Origin of the sequence: Ferrimonas balearica (assembly GCF_019802085.1) — a bacterium.
Lineage (GTDB): Bacteria > Pseudomonadota > Gammaproteobacteria > Enterobacterales > Shewanellaceae > Ferrimonas > Ferrimonas balearica_B.
Window position 1 is genome coordinate 35,383 of sequence record NZ_JAHVHV010000003.1, and the last position, 19,064, is coordinate 54,446.

Sequence of the window (19,064 nt, forward strand, 5' to 3'; positions counted from 1 at the left end):
GCGTTGTTCTGGGGCTCCAGTTCAGAGGTTTTCTTCGGCGAAGGAGGCCAGCTTGGAGCGCACCACCCCGTTGAGGTAGACGTTGGCGCTGCCTTCGAAGTCCTTGAAGCGTTCGACGATGTAGGTCAGTCCAGAGGTGACCGCGGTCAGGTAGTTGGAGTCGATCTGCGCCAGGTTACCGGAGCAGACCAGCTTGGTGCCCTCCCCCATGCGGGTGATGATGGTTTTGATTTGGGAGGCGGTGAGGTTCTGGCACTCGTCCAGCAGCACGAAGCTGTTCTGGATGGAGCGGCCGCGCATGAAGTTGACCGACTTAAACTGGATGTTGGCCTTGTCCATGATGTACTGCAGGCTGGAGCTGGGGCTCTCGTCGTGCTTGTGCAGCACCTCCAGGGTGTCGGTGACCGCCGCCAGCCAGGGCATCATCTTCTCCTCCTCGGTGCCGGGCAGGAAACCGATGGACTCGGCGATCTCCGGGGTGTTGCGGGTCACCAGCACCCGGTCGTAGCGTCGCTGCTCCACCACCTGCTCCAGGGCTGCGGCCAGGGCCAGCAGGGTCTTACCCGAGCCCGCCGGGCCGGTGAGGATCACCAGATCCACGTCCGGATCCATCAGCGCCTGCAGCGCCATCCCCTGGTAGACGTTCTTGGGACTGATCCCCCAGGCGTGGTAGCTCATCAGCCGGTCCCGTCCCAGGTCCTTCAAGGTGGCGTTGCGCTCATCCAGCCCCTTTACCTGACCGCAGAAGTTCTCACTCTCGTCCAGCAAAAACTGGTTGAGGTAGAGGCTGTCCGTTCCCAGGGCCTCGCGGTCCAGGGTGTGGTAGACGAAGCGCCCCTCCTGGTGGCTGTGCACGTCCCCTACCCGGTCCCACAGCTTGCCCTCGATCTGGGCAAAGCCGGTGGCCAGGAAGCGGATGTCCTCCACCAGCTGGTCGCTGCGGTAGTCCTCCACCTTGCGCAGCCCGGCCCCCTTGGCCTTGAGGCGCATATTGATGTCCTTGGTGACCAGCACCACCTCGACGTCGGTACGGGTGTTCTGCAGGTAGAGGGCGGAGTTGATGATCTGGTTGTCGTTGTGATCGCCGGGCAGGGCGATGGGTTCGTCGAAGGTGACCTGGTGGTCGGGGAAGATGGCCAGGGTGCCGGCGCTGTCCGGGTGGCTCTCTCTGGGGGGCAGGGGCACACCGGCCACCAGCTGTTCGGGGGTGGCGCCACCGACGCAGTCTTCCAGCGCTCGGATGGCGATTCGGGCATCGCGAGAAACGTCCTTCTTGCGATCTTTGATCTGGTCCAACTCCTCCAGCACGGTCATGGGGACCACCACGTCGTGCTCTTTAAATGAATAGATGGCGAGGGGTTCGTGCAACAACACATTGGTATCGAGCACAAAGAGCTTTTTCTCCGCCTGGACCATGGCACCTCCGCTATGCTTTACAGGTTTTTAGCGGGGCGCGATCTTCGCCGGTCAGGAAGCGACGAATTCCGCGCCTCACAGCCCTAACATGACAGATTGATCGCCCTTTGACCAGCCTAAAGGGGGGCCGGTTCCGCGGGGTGATAACCGCCCTAACTTCATGTAAGATACGCGCCTTTTTTCCGCCCCCTCAGCCTTATCAGGAGTAGTCCAATCCATGTCCTTTGCTCTGGGCCAACGCTGGATCAGCGACACCGAATCGGATCTGGGCCTGGGCACCGTCGTGGCCATCGAAGGCCGCATGGTGACCCTGCTGTTTCCCGCCACCGGCGAAAACCGCCTGTTTGCCATCCAGGATGCCCCCCTTACCCGGGTGATCTTCAACCAGGGTGACGAGATCACCAGCCACGAGGGCTGGACCCTGGTGGTCTCGGAGCTGAGCGAGAAAAACGGCCTGGTGACCTACCACGGCACCCGCAGCGACACCGACGCCCCCGAGAGCCTGCGGGAGACCCTGCTGGACCACCAGATCCGCTTCAACAAGCCCCAGGATCGCCTCTTTGCCGGCCAGCTGGACCGGATGGAGCACTACGTTACCCGCTTCCTCTGCCAGGGCCAGCGCCACGCCATGCAGCAAAACCCCCTGCGCGCCCTGCAGGGGCCCCGGGCCGGGCTCATTCCCCACCAGCTGCACATCGCCAACGAGGTGGGCCAGCGTCACGCCCCGCGGGTGCTGCTGGCGGACGAGGTGGGCCTGGGCAAAACCATCGAGGCGGGGCACATCCTGCACCAGCAGCTGCTCTCCGGCCGCGCCGAGCGGGTGCTGATTCTGGTGCCCGAGTCCTTGCAACACCAGTGGCTGGTGGAGATGCTGCGCCGCTTCAACCTGCGCTTCGCCCTGTTCGACGAAGAGCGCTGCATCGAGGCCCTGGCGGACAGCGACAACCCCTTCGAGACCGAGCAACTGGTGATCTGCTCCTTGGATCTGCTGCGCAAGAAGAAGCGCTTCGAGCAGGCCCTGGACGCCCCCTGGGACCTGCTGGTGGTGGACGAAGCCCACCACCTGGAGTGGCACGAGGAAACCCCCAGCCGTCCCTACCAGGTGGTGGAGGCCCTGGCCCAGGCGATCCCCGGGGTGCTGCTGCTGACCGCCACCCCGGATCAGCTGGGCCACCAGAGCCACTTCGCCCGGCTGCGCCTGCTGGACCCGGACCGCTTCTACGACTACGACGCCTTCTTGAAAGAGGAGAGCGAGTACCAGGGGGTGGCCGCCGCGGCCGAGGCCCTGCTGGCCGAGCGGCCGCTGACCGACGCCGAGTCCGCCGCCCTCATCGCCCTGCTGCCGGAACAGGCCCTCCAGGCCACCCTGGCGGCCATCCAGTCCGGCGACGGCGCGGCACGGGAGTCCCTGCTGCGCCAACTGCTGGATCGCCACGGCACCGGCCGGGTGCTGTTCCGCAACACCCGCTCCGGGGTCAGCGGTTTCACCCAGCGTCACCTCAATCCCCATCCGGTGGCCCAGCCGGAGCAGTACGCCACCGCCGTGCGGGTGGCCAAGATGCTGGGCAACGGCGGCAGTCAGGAGCACAAGGTGCTCAACAACCTCTACCCGGAGAAGCTCTACCAGGAGTTCGAGGGCGAGGGTGGCAGCGCCAGCTGGTGGCAGTTCGACCCCCGGGTCAACTGGATGCTGGAGTTCCTCAAGACCAACCGCTCCAAGAAGGTGCTGGTGATCGCTGCCAAGGCCTCCACCGCGCTGCAGCTGGAGGAGGCGCTGCGCACCCGTGAAGGGATCCTGGCCGGAGTGTTCCACGAAGGGATGTCCATCCTGGAGCGGGACAAGGCGGCGGCCTTCTTTGCCCAGCAGGAGGGCGGGGCCCAGGTGCTGATCTGCTCCGAAATCGGCTCCGAGGGGCGCAACTTCCAGTTTGCCCACCACCTGATCATGTTCGATCTGCCCCAGAACCCGGACCTGCTGGAGCAGCGCATCGGCCGCCTCGACCGCATCGGTCAGAACCAGGATGTGCAGATCCACGTGCCCTACATCGAGGGCAGCGCCCAGCAGCAGCTGATGGACTGGTACCACCAGGGCCTCAACGCCTTCGAGCAGACTTGTCCCGGGGGCCACCTGATCCACGGCGAGTTCGGCGACGCGCTGCTGGCGGTGCTCTCCGGTGAAGAGAGTGACCTCTCGGGGCTGATCGCCCGCACCGCCGAGCGGGCCGCGGAGCATAAGGCGGCCATGGAAGCGGGCCGCGACCGACTGCTGGAGATCCACTCCCACGGCGGCAAGCAGGCCGACCAGCTGGTGGCCCAGCTGACCCAGGCGGACGACGACACCGACTTCATCAGCTTTATGCTCAAACTGTGGGACGTCATCGGCGTTCAGCAGGACGACCGCGGGGAGAACGCCGTGGTGCTGGCCCCCAGCGAGCACATGCTCTACCCCAGCTACCCCGGCTTGCCGGAGGATGGCCTGTCGGTCACCTTCGACCGCGACACCGCCCTCTCCCGGGACGACTTCCAATTCATCACCCCGGCCCACCCCCTGGTGAGCAGCGGCATCGACATGCTGACCAGCTCGGAAACCGGCTGCGCCGCGGTGTCGTTGATGAAGAACAAGGCCCTGCCCGCCGGCACCCTGTTCCTGGAGCTCATCTACCTCGTGGAGGCCGTCGCCCCGGCGGAGGTGCAACTGGGTCGCTTCCTGCCCCCCACCCCCATCCGCCTGCTGATGGACAAAAGCGGCAAGGACCTGGGACAGAACGTGGACTTCGACACCTTCAACCGCCAGCTGGTGCCGGTGAACCGTCACACCGGCTCCAAACTGGTCACCGCCTCCCAGGCGGTACTGCACCCGCTGATCGCCCAGGCCGAGCAGCAGGTCAGTGCCCACCTGGCGCAGTTGGTGGCCCAGGCCGAGCAGCGGATGCGCGACCAGCTTGGTGGCGAGCTGGCCCGTCTGCAGGCCCTTAAGTCGGTCAACCCCAATATCCGCGACAGCGAGCTGGACGCCATCAGCGAGCAGATGAACCTGGTGACCGCCCACCTGGGCCGGGCCCAGGTGCAGCTTGATGCGGTGCGGCTGATTGTGGTGACCCCACAGTAACCCCGCCCCGAACGACAACGCCCGGCCAATGGCCGGGCGTTGTGTTTAGAAGCGGGCCTGGAACCCCAGGTTGATGGCCACCCCACTGGCGCCGGAGTCGAGGAATCGAGACAGATCCGCGGTCAGCGCGAAGTGGTCGGCAAACTGCCACCAGTAGCCGGTGCTCAGCACCCAGGTGTCATCGCTGTCCCCCCCATCGTCGAAATAGAGGTAATCCGCCCCCAGGTACCAGGACTGGGTCAGGTACCAGGCGGCCGCCAGGGTCAGGTTATCGTTGTCCCGGCCGACCCCGTCGTACTCGGTGTGGGCCCAGCCGGCGTTGACCGCGATGCCCGCGGTGCTGGCCAGGTCAAAGTAGCCCAGGTAATCGATGCTGTAGGTGGAGGAATCGAACCCCCACTCCCGATCCAGGGTCGCGTAGCGGGCGGTCACCCGCTGCCCGGGCTGAAAATCGTAGCCCAGGGCCAAAGAAAGGCTGTCGGTGGTCGAACCGAACACCTCTAAGCGGCCGTAGTCGGCGCCGGCGAGCCAGCCCCCCTCACTGTGGAAGGTGCCGCCCACGCCGTACAGATCCACGTTGCTGTCGAAGCCGTAGCTCACCCGCAGTGTGGATTGCGGCGACAGGAAGGTGTTCAACCGATAAGGGGCATCGCCCACCTGAACCGGGGCGAAGTAGTAGGCGTAGCGACTCTGCACCAGCCCATCGCCAAAATCGTCGCTGCTGGTGCCCAGGGCCACCGAGGCCTGGTGTTGAAAGTCGGCCTGGGCCGCGGCGGCCGGCAGCAGTAACAGCGCCGTCCATAACCGCAAAGCATTCCGTTGCATTGAGTTATCTCCTTGTTTAAAAGGCCGAAATTATTCCCCAGCCTGCACCTGAATGCAAAACGCTCCCGTCGAAACTGCCGACACCCCCGTGACGATTGTTCTGATGCGCGTCATCCGCCACAATGAGGCCACCTTGCGTTTTCACGGCCCATCTTTGTGATTCGGTTACTCTGTTTGCTGCTCCTGACCGCCCAGCCGCTGCTGGCCCACGCCGTTCAAAGCCAATCCTTCGCCGCCCACACCCCGGGCACCTGGGGCACCGTGGTGGTGGTGGCCCTGCCGGAGGCGGGGGTGGACGCCGGTCCTCGGGATCGTGCCCTGCTGCGCGGTCTGCCGGAGCACGGTTGGGACACCCTGTCCCTGGCGGCCTCCACCGAGGCGCTGCCGGAGGCCCTGGCGGCGGTCAGTGGCCGACAGGTGTGGCTGGTTCAGGGCGGCCACGCCGGCCCCCTGCTGACGACCTTGAACGAGCAGCGTCTGACCCTGCCGAAGGCCCTGGTGTTGATCGGCCCCTATCACCCGGACGCCGACGCCAATGCCGCGCTGCCGGAGCAGCTGGCGCGTCTGGGGATCCCGGTGCTGGACATCCACAGCCGCAGTGATCACCCCCAGGCCCGGCTTACCCGGGATCGACGTCAGCAGGCCAACCAGAGGGCCAACAACCCCGGCTACCGGGCCCACGCCTGGACCCTGACTCCGGACCAGGATCCCCAGGCCCTGGTGCAGCTGGTGCGCGGCTGGCTGGTCAGCCTCAAGCGCTGAATCCCCTTCGCCGCCCGGCGCACAGCCTGCGGCCGGGCCGTGACACAGCCCCACCACCCTGCCAGAAGGTGCCAACTTAACAAGGAGATGGCTCACGGTTTTATCATCGAAAGCCACGATGGACGCCATCTTCTCAATCTGATTTTCCTCGGGCTTATCCCTACTTACCCTGTGGGCATTCCAATTTGCCTGACACCTTTTAGGGAGACCCCCATGCGCAAGACTCTGATCGCCACCGCCCTGTTGGCGGGCACCGCCCACGCCGCCGAACCCATCCAGGTCATCGAGCCGGCCGTCATCGACAACCCGGAGATGGTGGAGCTGGGCAAGAAGCTGTTCTTCGAACCGCGCCTGTCCAAGTCCGGCTTCCTCTCCTGCAACAGCTGCCACAACCTGAGCCTGGGCGGCGTCGACATCCTGCCCACCTCCATCGGCCACAACTGGCAGGAGGGGCCCATCAACGCCCCCACGGTACTGAACGCCAAGTACATGCTGGCCCAGTTCTGGGATGGCCGTGCCGCCACCTTGCAGGAGCAGGCCGCCGGTCCCATCGCCAACCCCAAGGAGATGGCGCTGGAGCATGAGATCGCCCTGGACGTGTTGCGCTCCATCCCGGGCTACCAGGTGGAGTTTGCCGAGGTGTTTGGGGATAAGGGGATCACCCTGGACACCGTCACCGAGGCGATCGCCACCTTCGAGGAGACCCTGGTGACCCCCAACAGCCGCTTCGACCAGTACCTCAACGGCGACAAGCACGCCCTGACCGACAACGAGAAGACCGGTTACCAGCTGTTCAAGGACAAGGGCTGCGCCGCCTGCCACAACGGTCCGGCCGTGGGGGGCACCATGTACCAGAAGATGGGTTTGATGCAGCCGTTCGTCACCGACAACCCGGCCCAGGGCCGCATCGAGGTGACCGGCAAGGAGCAGGATCGCATGGTGTTCAAGGTACCGACCCTGCGCAACATCGAGCTGACCTACCCCTACTTCCACGACGGCTCCACCTACGACCTCAAGGAGGCGGTGATCATCATGCAGCGGGTGCAGCTGGGCCAGGAGCTGAGCGACACCGAGGCGGAGCAGATCACCGACTTCCTCAAGACCCTGACCGGGGAGCAGCCGCAGATCACCCTGCCGATCCTGCCGCCCTCCGCCCCGGGCACGCCGAAGCCGCGCCCCTTCACATCCGGCAACTGATAAAAAAGCGCCCCGCGATTGCGGGGCTTTTTTTTAGGGCTCGTCCGGCAGGTGGAGGTAGCGCCTCAGGTTCTGCCACTGGTCGTCCTGCAGATCCTTGGGTGAGGCGGCCCCGTACAGGTAGGCCTGCTCGCCGTGGCCCGGCAGCAGCTCCAGGTACAGCGTCTGGGACTGGCCGGTGACAAAAGGCTCAATCCATTGCAGCTCTCCCAGGTAGCCCCCCACCACCGGGGTCAGGGTCAGGGTGACCGCCTCGGCGGGACAGTCGAACTCGTTGCCCTCGGCCACGGTCTGGCAGAGGCCGCGGTAGTAGTGCAGCAACAGACGCTCGATGCTGGCTTTGTCCAGCACCCGGTCCTGCTCCAGGGCGAAGGCAAAGAGGTAGCTGAAGAAGTCGCTGGCCTGGGGGTCGTACATGCCGGGGGAGAAACGCAGCTCCTCCACCCCGGTAAAAGGCAGCTCCGGGGCAAACTCCGGCGGCAGGGCGATGCGCTCCCCCCGCCAGTTGGCCGGGCCCGGCAGCAGGGTCATCGCTTCGTTGCTTGGCGCCGGTGGGTCTACCGGCTCGGGCACCGACTCGGCCCGCTTCACCGTGGGTTCCTCTTGCGCCCACACCGGCATCGCGCCGATCGCCAGGATCCCTGCCAGCAGCAGGGCCACACACCCAGTATTCATAATTTGTCCCTAATCAATGCCACATCACTGATATGCTTGATAAATGACCAAAAAGCAAGCTTTGCCCCCCGGCACGGGGGGCAAGCGGCCAATGCGGGATCATTTGTTGCCCCCGGGGTTGCCTCCCCCGGGCTAAGCGCCTAAAATCGCCGCGCGAAACCCATAGAGTGAAACCAGTATGGACCCCATTCCCAGTCCCAGGTGGGACAATAAGACGAACTTGAATCAACAACTTACCTAGGTCTGCGGAGTCCACGCCTGATAGGGATCTCATCCCTGCCACTCCGCCGCCGGGTACCGGAGGTGGAGTATGCAAAAAGAGCTTCTTTTTGCCACCCTAAGCGAAGCACTCGCTGCTCACGACAAGCGCGCCGTCCGGGCGCAGCTCGAGCAGATGCACGTCGCCGATTTTGCCGAAGCGGTCGGCAGCTTCAACGCCGAACTGGCGGCCAAGCTGCTGGACCTGCTGTCCCTGCCCGATCACGCCGATGTGTTCGGCTACCTGGATCCCCAGCTGCAGGCGGACATCGCCTGTCGCATGCCCCGCAACGAGCTGGCGGCCCTGTTTTCCCAGATGGAGTCCGACGAACGGGCTGACCTCTATAACCGGCTGAGCGAAGAGCAGCAGCTGGCGCTGTTGCCGGGCCTGGCCCAGGCGGAGCGGGAGGACGTACGCCGGCTGGCCAGCTACCCGGAGAAGACCGCCGGGGCGATGATGAGCTCCGATTACGCCACCCTGCGCAGTCACTGGACGGTGCGCAAGGCGTTGCAGCGGCTGCGTCTGGAGGCCCCGGACAAGGAAACCATCTACCAGACCTACGTCATCGACGGTGACCGTCACCTGGTGGGCACCATCTCCCTGCGGGAGCTGATCCTCTCTAACCCCGAGGCGCTGATCGCCGACATCATGCTCACCGAAGTGGTGGCGGTGAAGGTGGACGAGGACCAGGAGGACGTCTCCGAGAAGATCCGCCACTACGACCTGCTGGCTCTGCCGGTGCTGGACGGCTCCGACCGCCTGGTGGGGATCGTGACCTACGATGACGCCATGGATGCCGTGGTGGAGGAAGCCACCGAGGATGCCCAGAAGATCGCGTCGGTAGCGGCCCTCGAAGCGCCCATGAACCAGGTCTCCTCCTGGGAGCTCTACCGCAAGCGGATCGGCTGGCTGGTGCTCTTGGTGTTCGGTGCCCTGCTCTCCGGTGCCGGCATCGCCTACTACGAGGAGATCATCGAGTCCAACGTGGCCCTGGTGTTCTTCCTGCCCCTGCTGGTGGGCAGTGGCGGTAACGCCGGCTCCCAGTCCGCGGCCCTGATGGTGCGGGCCCTGGCCACCGGTGAGGTGGATCTCAAGGACTGGGCCAAGGTACTGGGCCGGGAGATCTTCGTGGCCGGCGCCCTGGGTCTGACCATGGCCGCCGCGGTGTTCGGCCTGGGGATGTTCCGCGGTGGCATGGAGATCGCCGTGGTGGTGGCCGCCGCCATGGTCTGCGTGGTGCTGGCCGGCTCCCTGATTGGCCTCAGCCTGCCCTTTATCCTCTCCCGGGTGAACATGGATCCGGCCACCGCCTCCGGCCCCCTGGTGACCACCATCGTCGACGCCACCGGGGTGCTGATCTACCTGGGCTTCGCCAGCCTGATCCTCGACCTGGCGGTCTGACCCGCTTCCGGGGCCGTGCAGCGCGGCCCCGGATGAACCCCCTTCGCTCCGCCTCCTTCACCCTTTGGGCCTGCAGCTTTATGCTGGAGGCCCTATCGAGCAAGGAGCGCACGATGAAAGCTCTCACCCCCGTTCTCGGCCTGCTGCTGTGGGCCAGCGGCCTGAACGCCCTGGCCAACGACGCCCTCCCCTGTGCCCAGTTCGAGGGCCCGGTGGCCGCCTCGGCCGCCGAGGGCCTCGATGCGATATCCGAGGCGCCGTTCGACTCGGCCCAGCCTTTCCAGCTCCATTATCGGCAGCGCCGCTGTGCCCCTCCGACGGACAGCCCGAAGCTGGGGCCCTGGCCTCCCCAACAGGGAGACACACGGGTGATCCACCAAAGCCAGCCCCAGTGGCGGCTGCGCATCGCCCAGGTGCACACCGGCCAGGGCTGGTTCACCACCGAGGTGGACAAGTTCTACACCGGCCCCAGCCCGCTGGAGTAGCCCCGCTCAGGGGCCCTGGCGTTCGCGCCGCTCATGAGTCTGCTCGGCTTCGCAGGCCCGGGCACCATCCTCCCAGCCGAGCCGGTAATCCGGCGTGCCCCGGGTGGGCACCGCCTCCGGATCGGCCACGGGGCAGCCCTCGTCATAGCCCCGGGCGTAGTCCCGGCTGTACCCCCGCGCTTCCAGGGCGGCCCAGTCGCTGCTGCAGCCCCAGAGCAGCAGCACCAGGGCCCATCGCCATTGGATCATGTCACCTCTCCCGCCGACGTTTTGTTGAGTGTAGGCAAACAAAAAGGGCCGCCCTTGGGCGACCCTTTTTCTCCGGCGGGATGACGCGGCTCAGCGCTCCAGATCGTACACCACGTAGCCCCGCTCGCTAAGGCAGCGGCGCAGCACCAGCGCCTGGGTGCGGGTGGCTTCCCCGGCACCGGCACTGGCGCCCATGGCGGCGCCCCCGATCCCGCCGGCCACAGCGCCAATCAGCGCGCCACTGGCGCCGTCTTCGATGGCCCCGACCACGGCGCCCCCGGCAGCGCCGGCGGCCCCGGCATTGGTGGCCCCCACCCGGGCGGCCTCGCCCTTGTCCACCGACTCGGCATAGCGTTCACAGGCGGCGTAGTCCTGCTCGTACTGGACCGGATCCACCCCGTCGAGATCGACCACGGGTTTCTGGTTGTAGGCGCAGCCCGTGCTGAGCAGGGCCAGGGACATCAGGATGGGAAGGCGCATCGTTCACTCCGGCAGACAAGGATAAAAAACGCCGACACCCTAACAGGCCCGGCGTTCATCTCGTACAGAAATCCGACGATTAGCGGCGCTTTTTACGCCATGCCCCTCAGGGATTTACCGAAGGATCACGGCTGATGCAGACGCGCTACCTGCGTTTTCATGCTCGCCACGCATGGTGATGATGCATCCGCTTAATCGATGTCGTAGAGGGTGTAGCCCTGGTTCTGCAAGCAGCGACGCAGCACCAGCGCCTGGGTGTCAGTGGCGGATATGCCCCCTTCGGCAGCGCCAAAGGTGGCCCCCACCAGGGCCCCGGCCAGGGCACCGGCCACCGCGCCCTCCCAGCCGTCATCCACGGCACCCACCACGGCACCGCCGGCGCCGCCCACCGCGGCGCTGTTCACCGCGCCGACCCGGGCCGCTTCCCCTTTATCGACACTGCGGGCGTAGCCTTCGCAGTAGGCCAGGTCCCGCTGGTACTGCGCCGGGTCCACGCCGCTCATCTCCACCACGGGTTGCTGGTTGTAGGCGCAGCCGGCGCCCAGCAGGGCCACCAGGGCCACCAGGGCCAGGGGTGTCCATCGGTTCATCGTCATCCTCCATGTTGACAGCGTGTTGCCTCTTCCAACCTAAGTTGCGCAAAAGGCGGCGAAAAAACAAGCGGGTTAGGGCATCGTCCAATGGCCATTCAGGGCCGGTTCAGGGGGCACAAAAAAAGGCCGCCCCGTGGGGCGGCCTCTTGGTGCGCAGGCGTTTACTGGTCGAAGCGCTTGACCGGTTTGGCCACCACGCTGCGCTGATCCACCCGCACCTCGGCGATCTGCACCGTCAGGTCGTCGGCCACCTTCAGCACCGGTTCGCCGTCGAACTTGGCGATGCCGGTGTCGCCGCTGCACTCCAGGCGCTTCTTGTCCTGGCTCAGGAAGGGAGCGGGCACAAAGGCCACGGCCCCGTTCTCCTTGAAGCGCACCCGCACACCGCCGCGGTTGATGTCGATCACCTCGGCTTCGAACGGGCGATCGCTGCCCTCCTCGGCCTTGAGGTAACGGGCGTAGAGCCAGTCGCCCACGTCCCGCTCACACATGCGGTGCAGTCGACGCTTCTCGGACAGATGCTCCAGCAGCGCCTCGTCCAGCTCGTTCAGGGCGCCGGGCTGGCCGATGATCGCCTTGAGCAGACGGTGGTTGATCATGTCGCCGTACTTGCGGATCGGTGAGGTCCAGGTGGCGTAGCCGCTGAGCCCCATGCCGAAGTGCGGCTTGGGCTCGGCCGCCATCTCGGCGTAGGCCTGCATGCGGCGGATCCGCGCGTCCAGGTAGCCGGTGGGCTGGGCATCGAGATCGCGGCGCAGCTGGCAGTAACCCTCGAGGGTGGTGACCTTCTCGGCGCAGTGGCTCAGGCCGTGCTCGGACAGCAGCTCGATGGCCGCCGGGATCTTCTCCGCGTCCAGGCCGGCATGGCTGTTGAAGATCCCGCGACCCAGCTTGGCTCCCAACAGGGCGCCACAGGCGGTGTTGGCCAGGATCATCGATTCCTCGACGATGCGGTTGGCGGTGCGGCGGTAGTCGGCGTGGATCGCCAGCACGTTACCGGCGTCGTCCACCTCGAAGCGGTAGTCGGGGCGATCCGGGAACACCAGGGCGTGCTCATGGCGCCAGGCGGTGCGGGCGTTGGCCAGGGCGTGCAGGCCCTGGACCTGCTCGGCGATGGCGTCGCTCTCGGGCTGCCAGGCGTTCTCCACCCCCTCCAGCAGATCGGAGACCTTGTCGTAGGCCAGCTTGCCCTGGGAGCGGATGGTGGCGAGGAAGAACTCCGCTTCCCCTTCCAGGGCGCCGTCGGCGGCCACCTGGATGCGGGCGGCCACGGCGGGACGGTCCTCGCCCTCCACCAGGGAGCAGAGCTCGTCCGCCAGCTGGCGGGGCAGCATGGGCACGTTGAAGCCCGGCAGGTACTGGGTGAAGGCGCGCTTCTTGGCCTCCTGGTCCACCTCGTCCCCCATGGCCACGTAGGCGGTGGGATCGGCGATGGCGACGGTCAATTGCCAGCCGCCCTCGGCCTTGGCTTCCACATAGAGGGCATCGTCCATGTCCTTGGTGGACTCGGCGTCGATGGTGACGAAGGGCAGCGCGGTGAGATCTTCCCGCTCGGCGGCGTCCGCCAGCTGCCACTGGGCCGGATCCGCCGGCTCCACCTTGGCCAGGTCGTGCTTGGCCAGGATCACCCACCAGGGGACATGGGGATCGTCGGTCTTGGCCACCAGCTCGGACACCTCCGCCAGGAAGGTGTTGTCGTCGGGGCGCAGGGGGTGGCGCTTGAGGTGGGCCACCACGTAATCGCCGTCTTTGAGGGCCTCCTCGTCGACGGTTTTCTTCACCCGGGCGCGGATGGCGTCCTTGATCAGCGGGTGATCCGGCACCACGTTGACCCGGCCCTTGATCCGCTTCACGCGGCCGACGAAGCGGGTCAGGAAGGGCTCAATCAGGGTCTCCGGCTCGGCGCTGGTCTTCTCGCCTTCGGTGCGCAGCACGGCGGTCACCTTGTCCCCGTGCATCACCTTCTTCATGTACGGCGGCGGCACGAAGTGGCTTTCGCCCTTCTCGGTCTCGATAAAGCCAAAGCCCTTGTCGGTCCCTTTGACGGTGCCCTCCACCGTGGGCAGGGATTCGCGGATCTGCGCCTTGAGCTGTTGCAGCAGGGGATTGTCTTGAAACATCCGGAGTCTCTTGATTGGAGTAAGGTCGGCCGCCGCCCAGGGGCCGCGACCAGAAAAACGGCAATTGTACGGGAATCGACGACCCTGGCCAATGCCGTCGCCGTCGCCGATAACCGGGTGTGGCCGGCCCCGAACCCGGGGTCGACCCTGGGCATCACGTCAAGCGGTTGATCTTTGCCGGCTCCCGGCGGCAACCGGAGCCAAAGGGGTCGGGCAGGAAGGGGGATACCATGGGGCCGCCGGCGGGCGGCCCCGACGAAAGGGGCTCAGTTGACCCGGTTGACCGGGTCACCCGCCAGGTAGGCGTGCAGGTTGGCCACCACGATGTCCAGCAGGTTCTGTCGCGCCTCCCGGGTGGCCCAGGCGTTGTGGGGGGTGATCACGCAGTGCTTGGCACTCAGAAGCGGGTTGTCCGGGCTGGGGGGCTCGGTGGAGAGCACGTCCAGTCCCGCCCCGGCAATCACCCCACGATTCAGCGCGTCCGCCAGATCGGCTTCATTCACCAGGCCGCCGCGGGCGGTGTTGATCAGCAGCGCCGAGGGCTTCATGGTGGCCAGCAGGGCGGCGTCGACGAAGCCGGTGTTGGCCTCGGTCTGGGGGCAGTGCAGGCTCACCACGTCGGCCTCGGAGAACAGGGTGGCCTGATCCACCCAGCGGTACCCTTGGGGCAGCTCGGCGATGGGGGTGCGGGTGTGCACCAGCACCTCCATATTGAACCCCCGGGCCATGCGCGCAGCGGCCTGGCCGATGGCACCGAAGCCCATCACGCCGAAGCGCTTGCCCGCCAGGGCCATCAGGGGGCGGTTCCAGAAGCAGAACTGGGTGGCGCGGCACCACTGGCCCTCGGCCACCGCCTGGTGATGCTCCGCCACCGCGCTGCTGTGGTGCAGCAGGTGGGCGATGGCCATCTGGGCCACGGACTCCGGCCCATAGGCCGGGGCGTTGGTCACCAGGATCCCCCGCTCGGCGGCGGCAGCCAGGTCCACCACGTTGACCCCGGTGGCCAGCACGCCGATGTACTTCAGGCTCGGCAGCGCGGCCAGGGTCGCCCTGTCCAGCACCACCTTGTTGGTGAACAGCACCTCGGCTCCCTGGGCCCTCTCCACCACCTGTTCGGGCGTGGTGTGCTCATGGCAGTGCCACTGCCCCAGCGTCGCCAGGGGGGACCAGTCCAGATCGCCGGGGTTCAGGCTCGCCCCATCCAGTACCACCAGTTTCATCGTCGCTCCTTAAAACCAGACGCGCAGGCCCATGGCGTAGTCGACGTCGAAATCGCCGGACTCGCCAAAGGTGACATTGGGCACCACTTCCCCAAACAATTCAACCAGACCGGCCCGGGCACTGAGCCCCAGCTTGGTGCGCAGCCCCACCGGGGCCTTGCTGTTGTCGGAGACCTGGCCCCCGAGGCCGAAGTAGAGGTTGGGGAACTCCTGGGTGTGGAAGCGGCGGTCGACATTGACCACGAAGCGCTCCGTGCCCACGGCGATGTCCCAGCGGTTGACGCCGATGGTTACCGCCTCCTCGCTGCCGAACTGGTAACCGACCCCCACCTCGGCCCGGGCGGGCAGGGCAAACAGCAGGGCACAGAGGGGAAGCAGGGCGAGCAGGCGTGTCATAGGATCTCCAATACAGCAAAGGGCCGTGGCCCTTAAAAGGCACCGGGGCGAACCCCAATGAATTGAACCAAATTGGGTTTGGCATTGTAGAGAGGGATGAAACTCAGTACAGACGACCAGAAGGAAACTGTGGTGAAGCTCAACATTGTGGAACGTGCACTGGTCAACAATCCGGTGCGGGCCTGGGCCCAACGTCATTTCGAAGCCCCGCGATTGATGGCCCTGGGGGGCCCCTGCCCCGATGCCGTGGCGCTGGAGATCGGCGGCGGTCAGGGCGAAGGGGCCCAGATCATCCGGGAACGCTTCGGCGCCGCCCGGGTGATCAGCCTGGATCTCGATCTGGCCATGGTGCAGCGGGCCCGGCGCCGCCTGGCGGGCCTAGAGGACATTCTCTGCCTGCAGGGGGATTGCACCGCCCTGCCCCTGGCGGACGGCAGCGTCGATGCCCTGTTCGATTTCGGCGTGGTGCACCATGTGCCCAACTGGCGCTCGGCCCTGGACGAGTTGGACCGGGTGGCCCGCCCCGGGGCCCGACTGTACGCCATGGAGGTGTACCGCAGCCTCATCTGTCACCCGGTGTGGAAGCGGGTGCTGACCCACCCGCAGCAAGACCGTTTCGACCAGGACGAGTTTATCGATGCCTGGCGCCAGCGAGGCTGGCAGCTGCTCAAGGAGCGCCGCCTGGGCCAGGGCCTGGGCTGGCTGGCGATGCAAAAAGGGCGGCCCTAGGCCGCCCCTGGTTGTCGCTCAGGTTGCGCTTAGAAGCGCACCCGCAGGCCGATGTTGGCCTGGGACTGGATCATGGTGTCCGCCTCCACCCGCAACACGCAGCTGCCGGTGCACACCAGGGTGCTGCTGTTGTCCACCGCGGTGATCATCGCCCGGTAATCGGCGAAGATCGCCAGGTTGTTCATCAGCAGGTACTCGACCCCGCCTCCCAGGCCCAAAGAGAAGAACAGCTCGCTGGAGTAGGTGCTGCGAGGCTTGATGTTGGTGGCCCCCAGACTGGCGGTGACGTAGGGACGGAAGTCGCCCCGGGGGAAGTAAAGCGAACCACCGACGTGGTAGTACTCCATGTCCACCTTGATGCCGGAGGTGGGGGCGAAGCTGCCCTCCTTAAACTCGCTCTCCTGCTTGCTGTAGAACAGGTAGATGTTGCCCGGATCCGGGGTTTCCACGCCGATCATCAGGCCATAGTGGGCGTTGTCGTCGAACTTCAGCTTGCCCACGTCCTCCCGGGAGGTGTTGCCATCCTCGTCGGTGACCTTCTCGGTGACGTCCAGGGTGCCGCCGGCGGTGTAGCCGTACAGGGGGGCCACAAAGTAGGTCCGTTCCGCCAGGGCGGGGCTGGCCGCCAGGCTGAGGATTAAGCCCACGGGGGCCAATAACGCTTTCATGATCTCTCCCGTTTTGGTTCGCCGTTGCCGGCCTGACGCAGGACCTCCCACGCCGCTTGGATGTCTTGGCTCTTCTGCCGGGCCAGGGCCGCCATCTCCGGCGGCAGCCCCTGACTGGCCAGCTTGTCCGGGTGGTGCTGGGCCATCAGCTTTCGATAGGCCCGCTTGATGGCCCGCTGATCGTCCCCAGGGCCCACCCCCAGCACCTGCCGGGCCGCCTCCTCGGAGAAGCCCTGATGCTGGCCGCGCCGCTCCCCTTGCCACATGGCCACCAACTGGGCCAGCTCCTGGGGGCTGAAGCCCAGGGCCTCGGCGATCTGAGCCAGGATCCGCTCCTCCTGACCGCTCAGCTCGCCGTCCGCCAGCGCCGCCTGGATCTGGATCTCCAGGAACACCCGGGCCAAGTCGCGTCGCCACTTGAACGCCCCCTGCAGGGCCTTGAGTCGGGCCGCCAGCGGGAAATCCGCCGCCTTGCCCTCCCGGTAGGCCTCCTGGGCTGCCCGTCGGGCGGCGCCGCGCAAGCCGATGCGATCCATCAGGGCGCTGGCCAGGGCAATGTCCGCTTCGGTGACCCGGCCACCGCTCTTGGCGATGTGGCCCATCACGGAAAATGTAGTATGAAAGAAGGGGTTATAGCCAGTCTTGCGTCGATCCCAAAGCACGTGCCCCAGGTAAGCGCCCAGCAACAGGCCGGCGATCCGACCAAACAGAAAGCCCACCAGGGCACCAATGAGCTTGCCCTTAAACGCCATCGAGTTGCCGCTCCAGTTGCTGCAGTCGCTGGGGGGTGCCCACGTCGCACCACAGGCCGTCGTAACGACTGCCGGAGACCCGCCCCTGGGCCATCGCGTCTTTGAGCAGGGGCACCAGGGAGAAATGGCCGGACTGGCAGGCGGCGAACAGCGCCGGATGGAACAGCGCGATGCCGCCGTAGGTCAGCCGCTGGGGCCCATCCACGCCGACCCGCCCCTCGGCCAGGGCAAAGTCACCCTCGGGGTTGTGGGCCGGGTTCGGCACCAGGTAGAGGTGCGCCAGGTCCCCGTCGGCCAGGCTGGGCAGCGTCGGCCACTCCAGTTGGCAGAATATGTCGCCGTTGAGCAGCAGGAAGGGGGCGTCCCCCAGCAGGGGCAGCGCCTTGTGGATCCCGCCGCCGGTCTCCAGGGCCTGGTCTCCTTCGTCGCTGTAGCGCAGGCTCAGGCCCCAGCGTTCGCCGTTGCCCAGGGCCGCGGGGATCTGCGCCCCCAGCCAGGCGTGGTTGATCACCACCTCGGTGATCCCGGCCCGGGCCAGCCGCTCCAGGTGGTAGGTGAGCAGCGGCTTGCCCGCCACCGGCAGCAAGGGCTTAGGAGTGGTGTCGGTCAAAGGCCGCATCCGCTCGCCGCGGCCGGCCGCCAAGATCATCGCTTTCATTGCTGCTCCCAGGCCGGTTGCACCCGCATGGCCAGCCACTGGGCCAGAGGGCGGGTGTCGTCGTAGCGCTCGCCGATGTCGATTAGGTATCCCAGCACCCGGGGGATGTCCGCCAAGTAGCCGGACTTGCCGTCCCGGCGATGCAGGCGGGCGAAGATCCCAGCGGCCTTGAGGTGGCGCTGCATCCCCATCAAGTCCATCCAGCGCTGGAAGGTGGGCCAGTCGACCTCGGGGGCCAAGAGCCCCTCGGCCTGCAGGGTCGCCAGGTAGGCTTGGGCATGGGCCTCGACCTGGGATTCCGGCAGCGTCCAGTAGCAGTCGCGCAGCAGGGAGACCGGGTCGTAGCTAACCGGCCCCAGCAGCGCGCCCTGGTAATCGATAAGGGCCAAAGAGTCGCCCACCACCATCAGGTTGCGGCTGTGGAAGTCCCGGTGGATCCCCACCTGGGGCTGACTCAGGGCGTTGTGCACCAGGCACTCGCAGGTCTGCCGCCACAGCGCCCACTCGGATTCGCTGAGGGTCAAGCCCAGGTGCGCCTCCAGCAGCCACTCGGGGAAGATCGCCAGCTCCCGCTCCAGCAGGGCACGGTCATAGAGGGGCAAGGGGCCCAGCACACTCTCCCGCACCCGGGCGATGGTGGGCAGCAGCCCCAGAGCCTGTTGGTACCAGTGTTCGGCCTGATCGCCCTTGAGTGCGCCGGCCAGGTGCTGATCCCCCAGATCCGTCAGGCAGAGAAAGCCCTGGTCCAGATCCTGAGCCAACAGTTGGGGTACCGGTAGGCCAACGGCCTGATATGCTTGAGTCAGGGCCAGAAAAGGGCGGCAGTCTTCCAGTTGCGGGGGGGCGTCCATGGCGATCTCGCTGCGGCCCTCGCGCCGGTAGCGAAAGTAGCGACGAAAACTGGCGTCGCCGAAGATCAGTTCCGGCGCCGAGGCCGTTCCAGCCCAGATGGTGTCAAGCCAGCGAGCCAGGGCCCGTTGGCGGTTGTCGGTTTCCATCCGTCATCCAATGGTCGAGAGGGTAAATTTGCTTTATCATACCAAGGTTTTGGCCCTGGGCAGGAACCAGCC

The 19,064-nt window shown here is 66.3% G+C and carries 19 protein-coding genes; 6 read left to right on the forward strand and 13 right to left on the reverse strand.

The window, feature by feature from the left end:
* Positions 1–21: 21 nt before the first annotated feature.
* Positions 22–1,416, reverse strand: coding sequence for a PhoH family protein (locus tag KUV81_RS12880; protein ID WP_222544290.1), 1,395 nt, complete (start codon positions 1,414–1,416; stop codon positions 22–24).
* A gap of 217 nt (positions 1,417–1,633) precedes the next feature.
* Here KUV81_RS12880 and rapA point away from each other — a divergent pair, with 217 nt between their 5' ends.
* Positions 1,634–4,525 carry an RNA polymerase-associated protein RapA gene (rapA, locus tag KUV81_RS12885; RefSeq protein WP_222544291.1) on the forward strand — a complete coding sequence of 964 codons (2,892 nt, stop codon included), beginning with the start codon at positions 1,634–1,636 and terminating at the stop codon, positions 4,523–4,525.
* Positions 4,526–4,570: 45 nt separating this feature from the next.
* Here the strand turns inward: rapA and KUV81_RS12890 are convergent, their stop codons facing one another.
* Positions 4,571–5,350 carry a putative porin gene (locus KUV81_RS12890; protein WP_222544292.1) on the reverse strand — a complete coding sequence of 260 codons (780 nt, stop codon included), beginning with the start codon at positions 5,348–5,350 and terminating at the stop codon, positions 4,571–4,573.
* 174 nt (positions 5,351–5,524) lie between these two features.
* On the opposite strand from KUV81_RS12890, the gene KUV81_RS12895 reads away from it, so the two are divergent.
* Both KUV81_RS12895 and KUV81_RS12900 read left to right on the forward strand, forming a co-directional pair.
* Positions 5,525–6,112, forward strand: a complete 588-nt coding sequence (locus KUV81_RS12895; RefSeq protein WP_222544293.1) for a DUF3530 family protein — start codon at positions 5,525–5,527, stop codon at positions 6,110–6,112.
* A gap of 213 nt (positions 6,113–6,325) precedes the next feature.
* A complete protein-coding gene (locus KUV81_RS12900) occupies positions 6,326–7,309 on the forward strand; it encodes a cytochrome-c peroxidase (protein ID WP_222544294.1) in 984 nt (327 codons plus the stop codon).
* Positions 7,310–7,342: 33 nt separating this feature from the next.
* On the opposite strand, the gene KUV81_RS12905 is transcribed toward KUV81_RS12900, so the two are convergent.
* The gene (locus KUV81_RS12905; RefSeq protein ID WP_222544295.1) at positions 7,343–7,984 is read right to left on the reverse strand and encodes a hypothetical protein; all 642 of its coding nucleotides are present in this window, start codon (positions 7,982–7,984) and stop codon (positions 7,343–7,345) included.
* Positions 7,985–8,294: 310 nt separating this feature from the next.
* Between KUV81_RS12905 and mgtE the strand changes: the two genes are divergently transcribed.
* Together mgtE and KUV81_RS12915 are read left to right on the forward strand one after the other, a co-directional pair.
* A complete protein-coding gene (gene mgtE, locus KUV81_RS12910; protein ID WP_222544296.1) occupies positions 8,295–9,644 on the forward strand; it encodes a magnesium transporter in 1,350 nt (449 codons plus the stop codon).
* Positions 9,645–9,757: 113 nt separating this feature from the next.
* On the forward strand, positions 9,758–10,129 hold the full coding sequence (locus tag KUV81_RS12915; RefSeq protein WP_222544297.1) for a hypothetical protein: 372 nt from the start codon (positions 9,758–9,760) through the stop codon (positions 10,127–10,129).
* A gap of 6 nt (positions 10,130–10,135) precedes the next feature.
* Here the strand turns inward: KUV81_RS12915 and KUV81_RS12920 are convergent, their stop codons facing one another.
* The 6 genes from KUV81_RS12920 to KUV81_RS12945 all read right to left on the reverse strand — a co-directional run bounded on the left by KUV81_RS12920 (position 10,136) and on the right by KUV81_RS12945 (position 15,187).
* On the reverse strand, positions 10,136–10,378 hold the full coding sequence (locus tag KUV81_RS12920) for a hypothetical protein (protein ID WP_222544298.1): 243 nt from the start codon (positions 10,376–10,378) through the stop codon (positions 10,136–10,138).
* Between the two features lie 90 nt (positions 10,379–10,468).
* On the reverse strand, positions 10,469–10,858 hold the full coding sequence (locus KUV81_RS12925) for a glycine zipper family protein (RefSeq protein ID WP_222544299.1): 390 nt from the start codon (positions 10,856–10,858) through the stop codon (positions 10,469–10,471).
* Between the two features lie 191 nt (positions 10,859–11,049).
* Positions 11,050–11,448, reverse strand: coding sequence for a glycine zipper family protein (locus KUV81_RS12930; RefSeq protein ID WP_222544300.1), 399 nt, complete (start codon positions 11,446–11,448; stop codon positions 11,050–11,052).
* A gap of 164 nt (positions 11,449–11,612) precedes the next feature.
* On the reverse strand, positions 11,613–13,571 hold the full coding sequence (locus KUV81_RS12935; RefSeq protein ID WP_222544301.1) for an exoribonuclease II: 1,959 nt from the start codon (positions 13,569–13,571) through the stop codon (positions 11,613–11,615).
* 266 nt (positions 13,572–13,837) lie between these two features.
* Positions 13,838–14,791: a D-2-hydroxyacid dehydrogenase gene (locus tag KUV81_RS12940; protein ID WP_222544302.1), complete on the reverse strand. Its 954-nt coding sequence runs from the start codon at positions 14,789–14,791 to the stop codon at positions 13,838–13,840.
* Between the two features lie 9 nt (positions 14,792–14,800).
* Positions 14,801–15,187 carry a hypothetical protein gene (locus tag KUV81_RS12945; RefSeq protein WP_222544303.1) on the reverse strand — a complete coding sequence of 129 codons (387 nt, stop codon included), beginning with the start codon at positions 15,185–15,187 and terminating at the stop codon, positions 14,801–14,803.
* A 132-nt stretch (positions 15,188–15,319) separates the two neighbouring features.
* Between KUV81_RS12945 and KUV81_RS12950 the strand changes: the two genes are divergently transcribed.
* On the forward strand, positions 15,320–15,916 hold the full coding sequence (locus KUV81_RS12950) for a class I SAM-dependent methyltransferase (RefSeq protein WP_222544304.1): 597 nt from the start codon (positions 15,320–15,322) through the stop codon (positions 15,914–15,916).
* 29 nt (positions 15,917–15,945) lie between these two features.
* Here KUV81_RS12950 and KUV81_RS12955 read toward each other — a convergent pair whose 3' ends face one another.
* From KUV81_RS12955 to KUV81_RS12970, 4 genes are read right to left on the reverse strand one after another with little or no spacing between them, the layout of a single operon-like run.
* Entirely contained in the window at positions 15,946–16,584 is a 639-nt protein-coding gene (locus KUV81_RS12955) for an outer membrane protein (protein WP_222544305.1), read from the reverse strand.
* Positions 16,581–17,336: a co-chaperone DjlA gene (djlA, locus tag KUV81_RS12960; protein ID WP_222544306.1), complete on the reverse strand. Its 756-nt coding sequence runs from the start codon at positions 17,334–17,336 to the stop codon at positions 16,581–16,583. Before djlA ends, KUV81_RS12955 begins: the two co-directional genes overlap by 4 nt.
* Complete coding sequence (gene murU / locus KUV81_RS12965; protein WP_222544307.1) at positions 17,326–17,994, reverse strand: N-acetylmuramate alpha-1-phosphate uridylyltransferase MurU; 669 nt, start codon at positions 17,992–17,994, stop codon at positions 17,326–17,328. The genes djlA and murU overlap by 11 nt, the downstream gene beginning before the upstream one ends.
* Entirely contained in the window at positions 17,991–18,992 is a 1,002-nt protein-coding gene (locus KUV81_RS12970; RefSeq protein ID WP_315900081.1) for an aminoglycoside phosphotransferase family protein, read from the reverse strand. The genes murU and KUV81_RS12970 overlap by 4 nt, the downstream gene beginning before the upstream one ends.
* Positions 18,993–19,064 lie beyond the last annotated feature (72 nt).

Bases quoted from the DNA above. Each gene is read 5' to 3' on its own strand.
- KUV81_RS12880 (WP_222544290.1), bottom strand. From the start codon at position 1,416: ATGGTCCAGGCGGAGAAAAAGCTCTTTGTGCTCGATACCAATGTGTTG.
- rapA (WP_222544291.1), top strand. From the start codon at position 1,634: ATGTCCTTTGCTCTGGGCCAACGCTGGATCAGCGACACCGAATCGGAT.
- KUV81_RS12890 (WP_222544292.1), bottom strand. From the start codon at position 5,350: ATGCAACGGAATGCTTTGCGGTTATGGACGGCGCTGTTACTGCTGCCG.
- KUV81_RS12900 (WP_222544294.1), top strand. From the start codon at position 6,326: ATGCGCAAGACTCTGATCGCCACCGCCCTGTTGGCGGGCACCGCCCAC.
- KUV81_RS12905 (WP_222544295.1), bottom strand. From the start codon at position 7,984: ATGAATACTGGGTGTGTGGCCCTGCTGCTGGCAGGGATCCTGGCGATC.
- mgtE (WP_222544296.1), top strand. From the start codon at position 8,295: ATGCAAAAAGAGCTTCTTTTTGCCACCCTAAGCGAAGCACTCGCTGCT.
- KUV81_RS12915 (WP_222544297.1), top strand. From the start codon at position 9,758: ATGAAAGCTCTCACCCCCGTTCTCGGCCTGCTGCTGTGGGCCAGCGGC.
- KUV81_RS12920 (WP_222544298.1), bottom strand. From the start codon at position 10,378: ATGATCCAATGGCGATGGGCCCTGGTGCTGCTGCTCTGGGGCTGCAGC.
- KUV81_RS12925 (WP_222544299.1), bottom strand. From the start codon at position 10,858: ATGCGCCTTCCCATCCTGATGTCCCTGGCCCTGCTCAGCACGGGCTGC.
- KUV81_RS12930 (WP_222544300.1), bottom strand. From the start codon at position 11,448: ATGAACCGATGGACACCCCTGGCCCTGGTGGCCCTGGTGGCCCTGCTG.
- KUV81_RS12935 (WP_222544301.1), bottom strand. From the start codon at position 13,571: ATGTTTCAAGACAATCCCCTGCTGCAACAGCTCAAGGCGCAGATCCGC.
- KUV81_RS12940 (WP_222544302.1), bottom strand. From the start codon at position 14,791: ATGAAACTGGTGGTACTGGATGGGGCGAGCCTGAACCCCGGCGATCTG.
- KUV81_RS12945 (WP_222544303.1), bottom strand. From the start codon at position 15,187: ATGACACGCCTGCTCGCCCTGCTTCCCCTCTGTGCCCTGCTGTTTGCC.
- KUV81_RS12955 (WP_222544305.1), bottom strand. From the start codon at position 16,584: ATGAAAGCGTTATTGGCCCCCGTGGGCTTAATCCTCAGCCTGGCGGCC.
- djlA (WP_222544306.1), bottom strand. From the start codon at position 17,336: ATGGCGTTTAAGGGCAAGCTCATTGGTGCCCTGGTGGGCTTTCTGTTT.
- murU (WP_222544307.1), bottom strand. From the start codon at position 17,994: ATGAAAGCGATGATCTTGGCGGCCGGCCGCGGCGAGCGGATGCGGCCT.
- KUV81_RS12970 (WP_315900081.1), bottom strand. From the start codon at position 18,992: ATGGAAACCGACAACCGCCAACGGGCCCTGGCTCGCTGGCTTGACACC.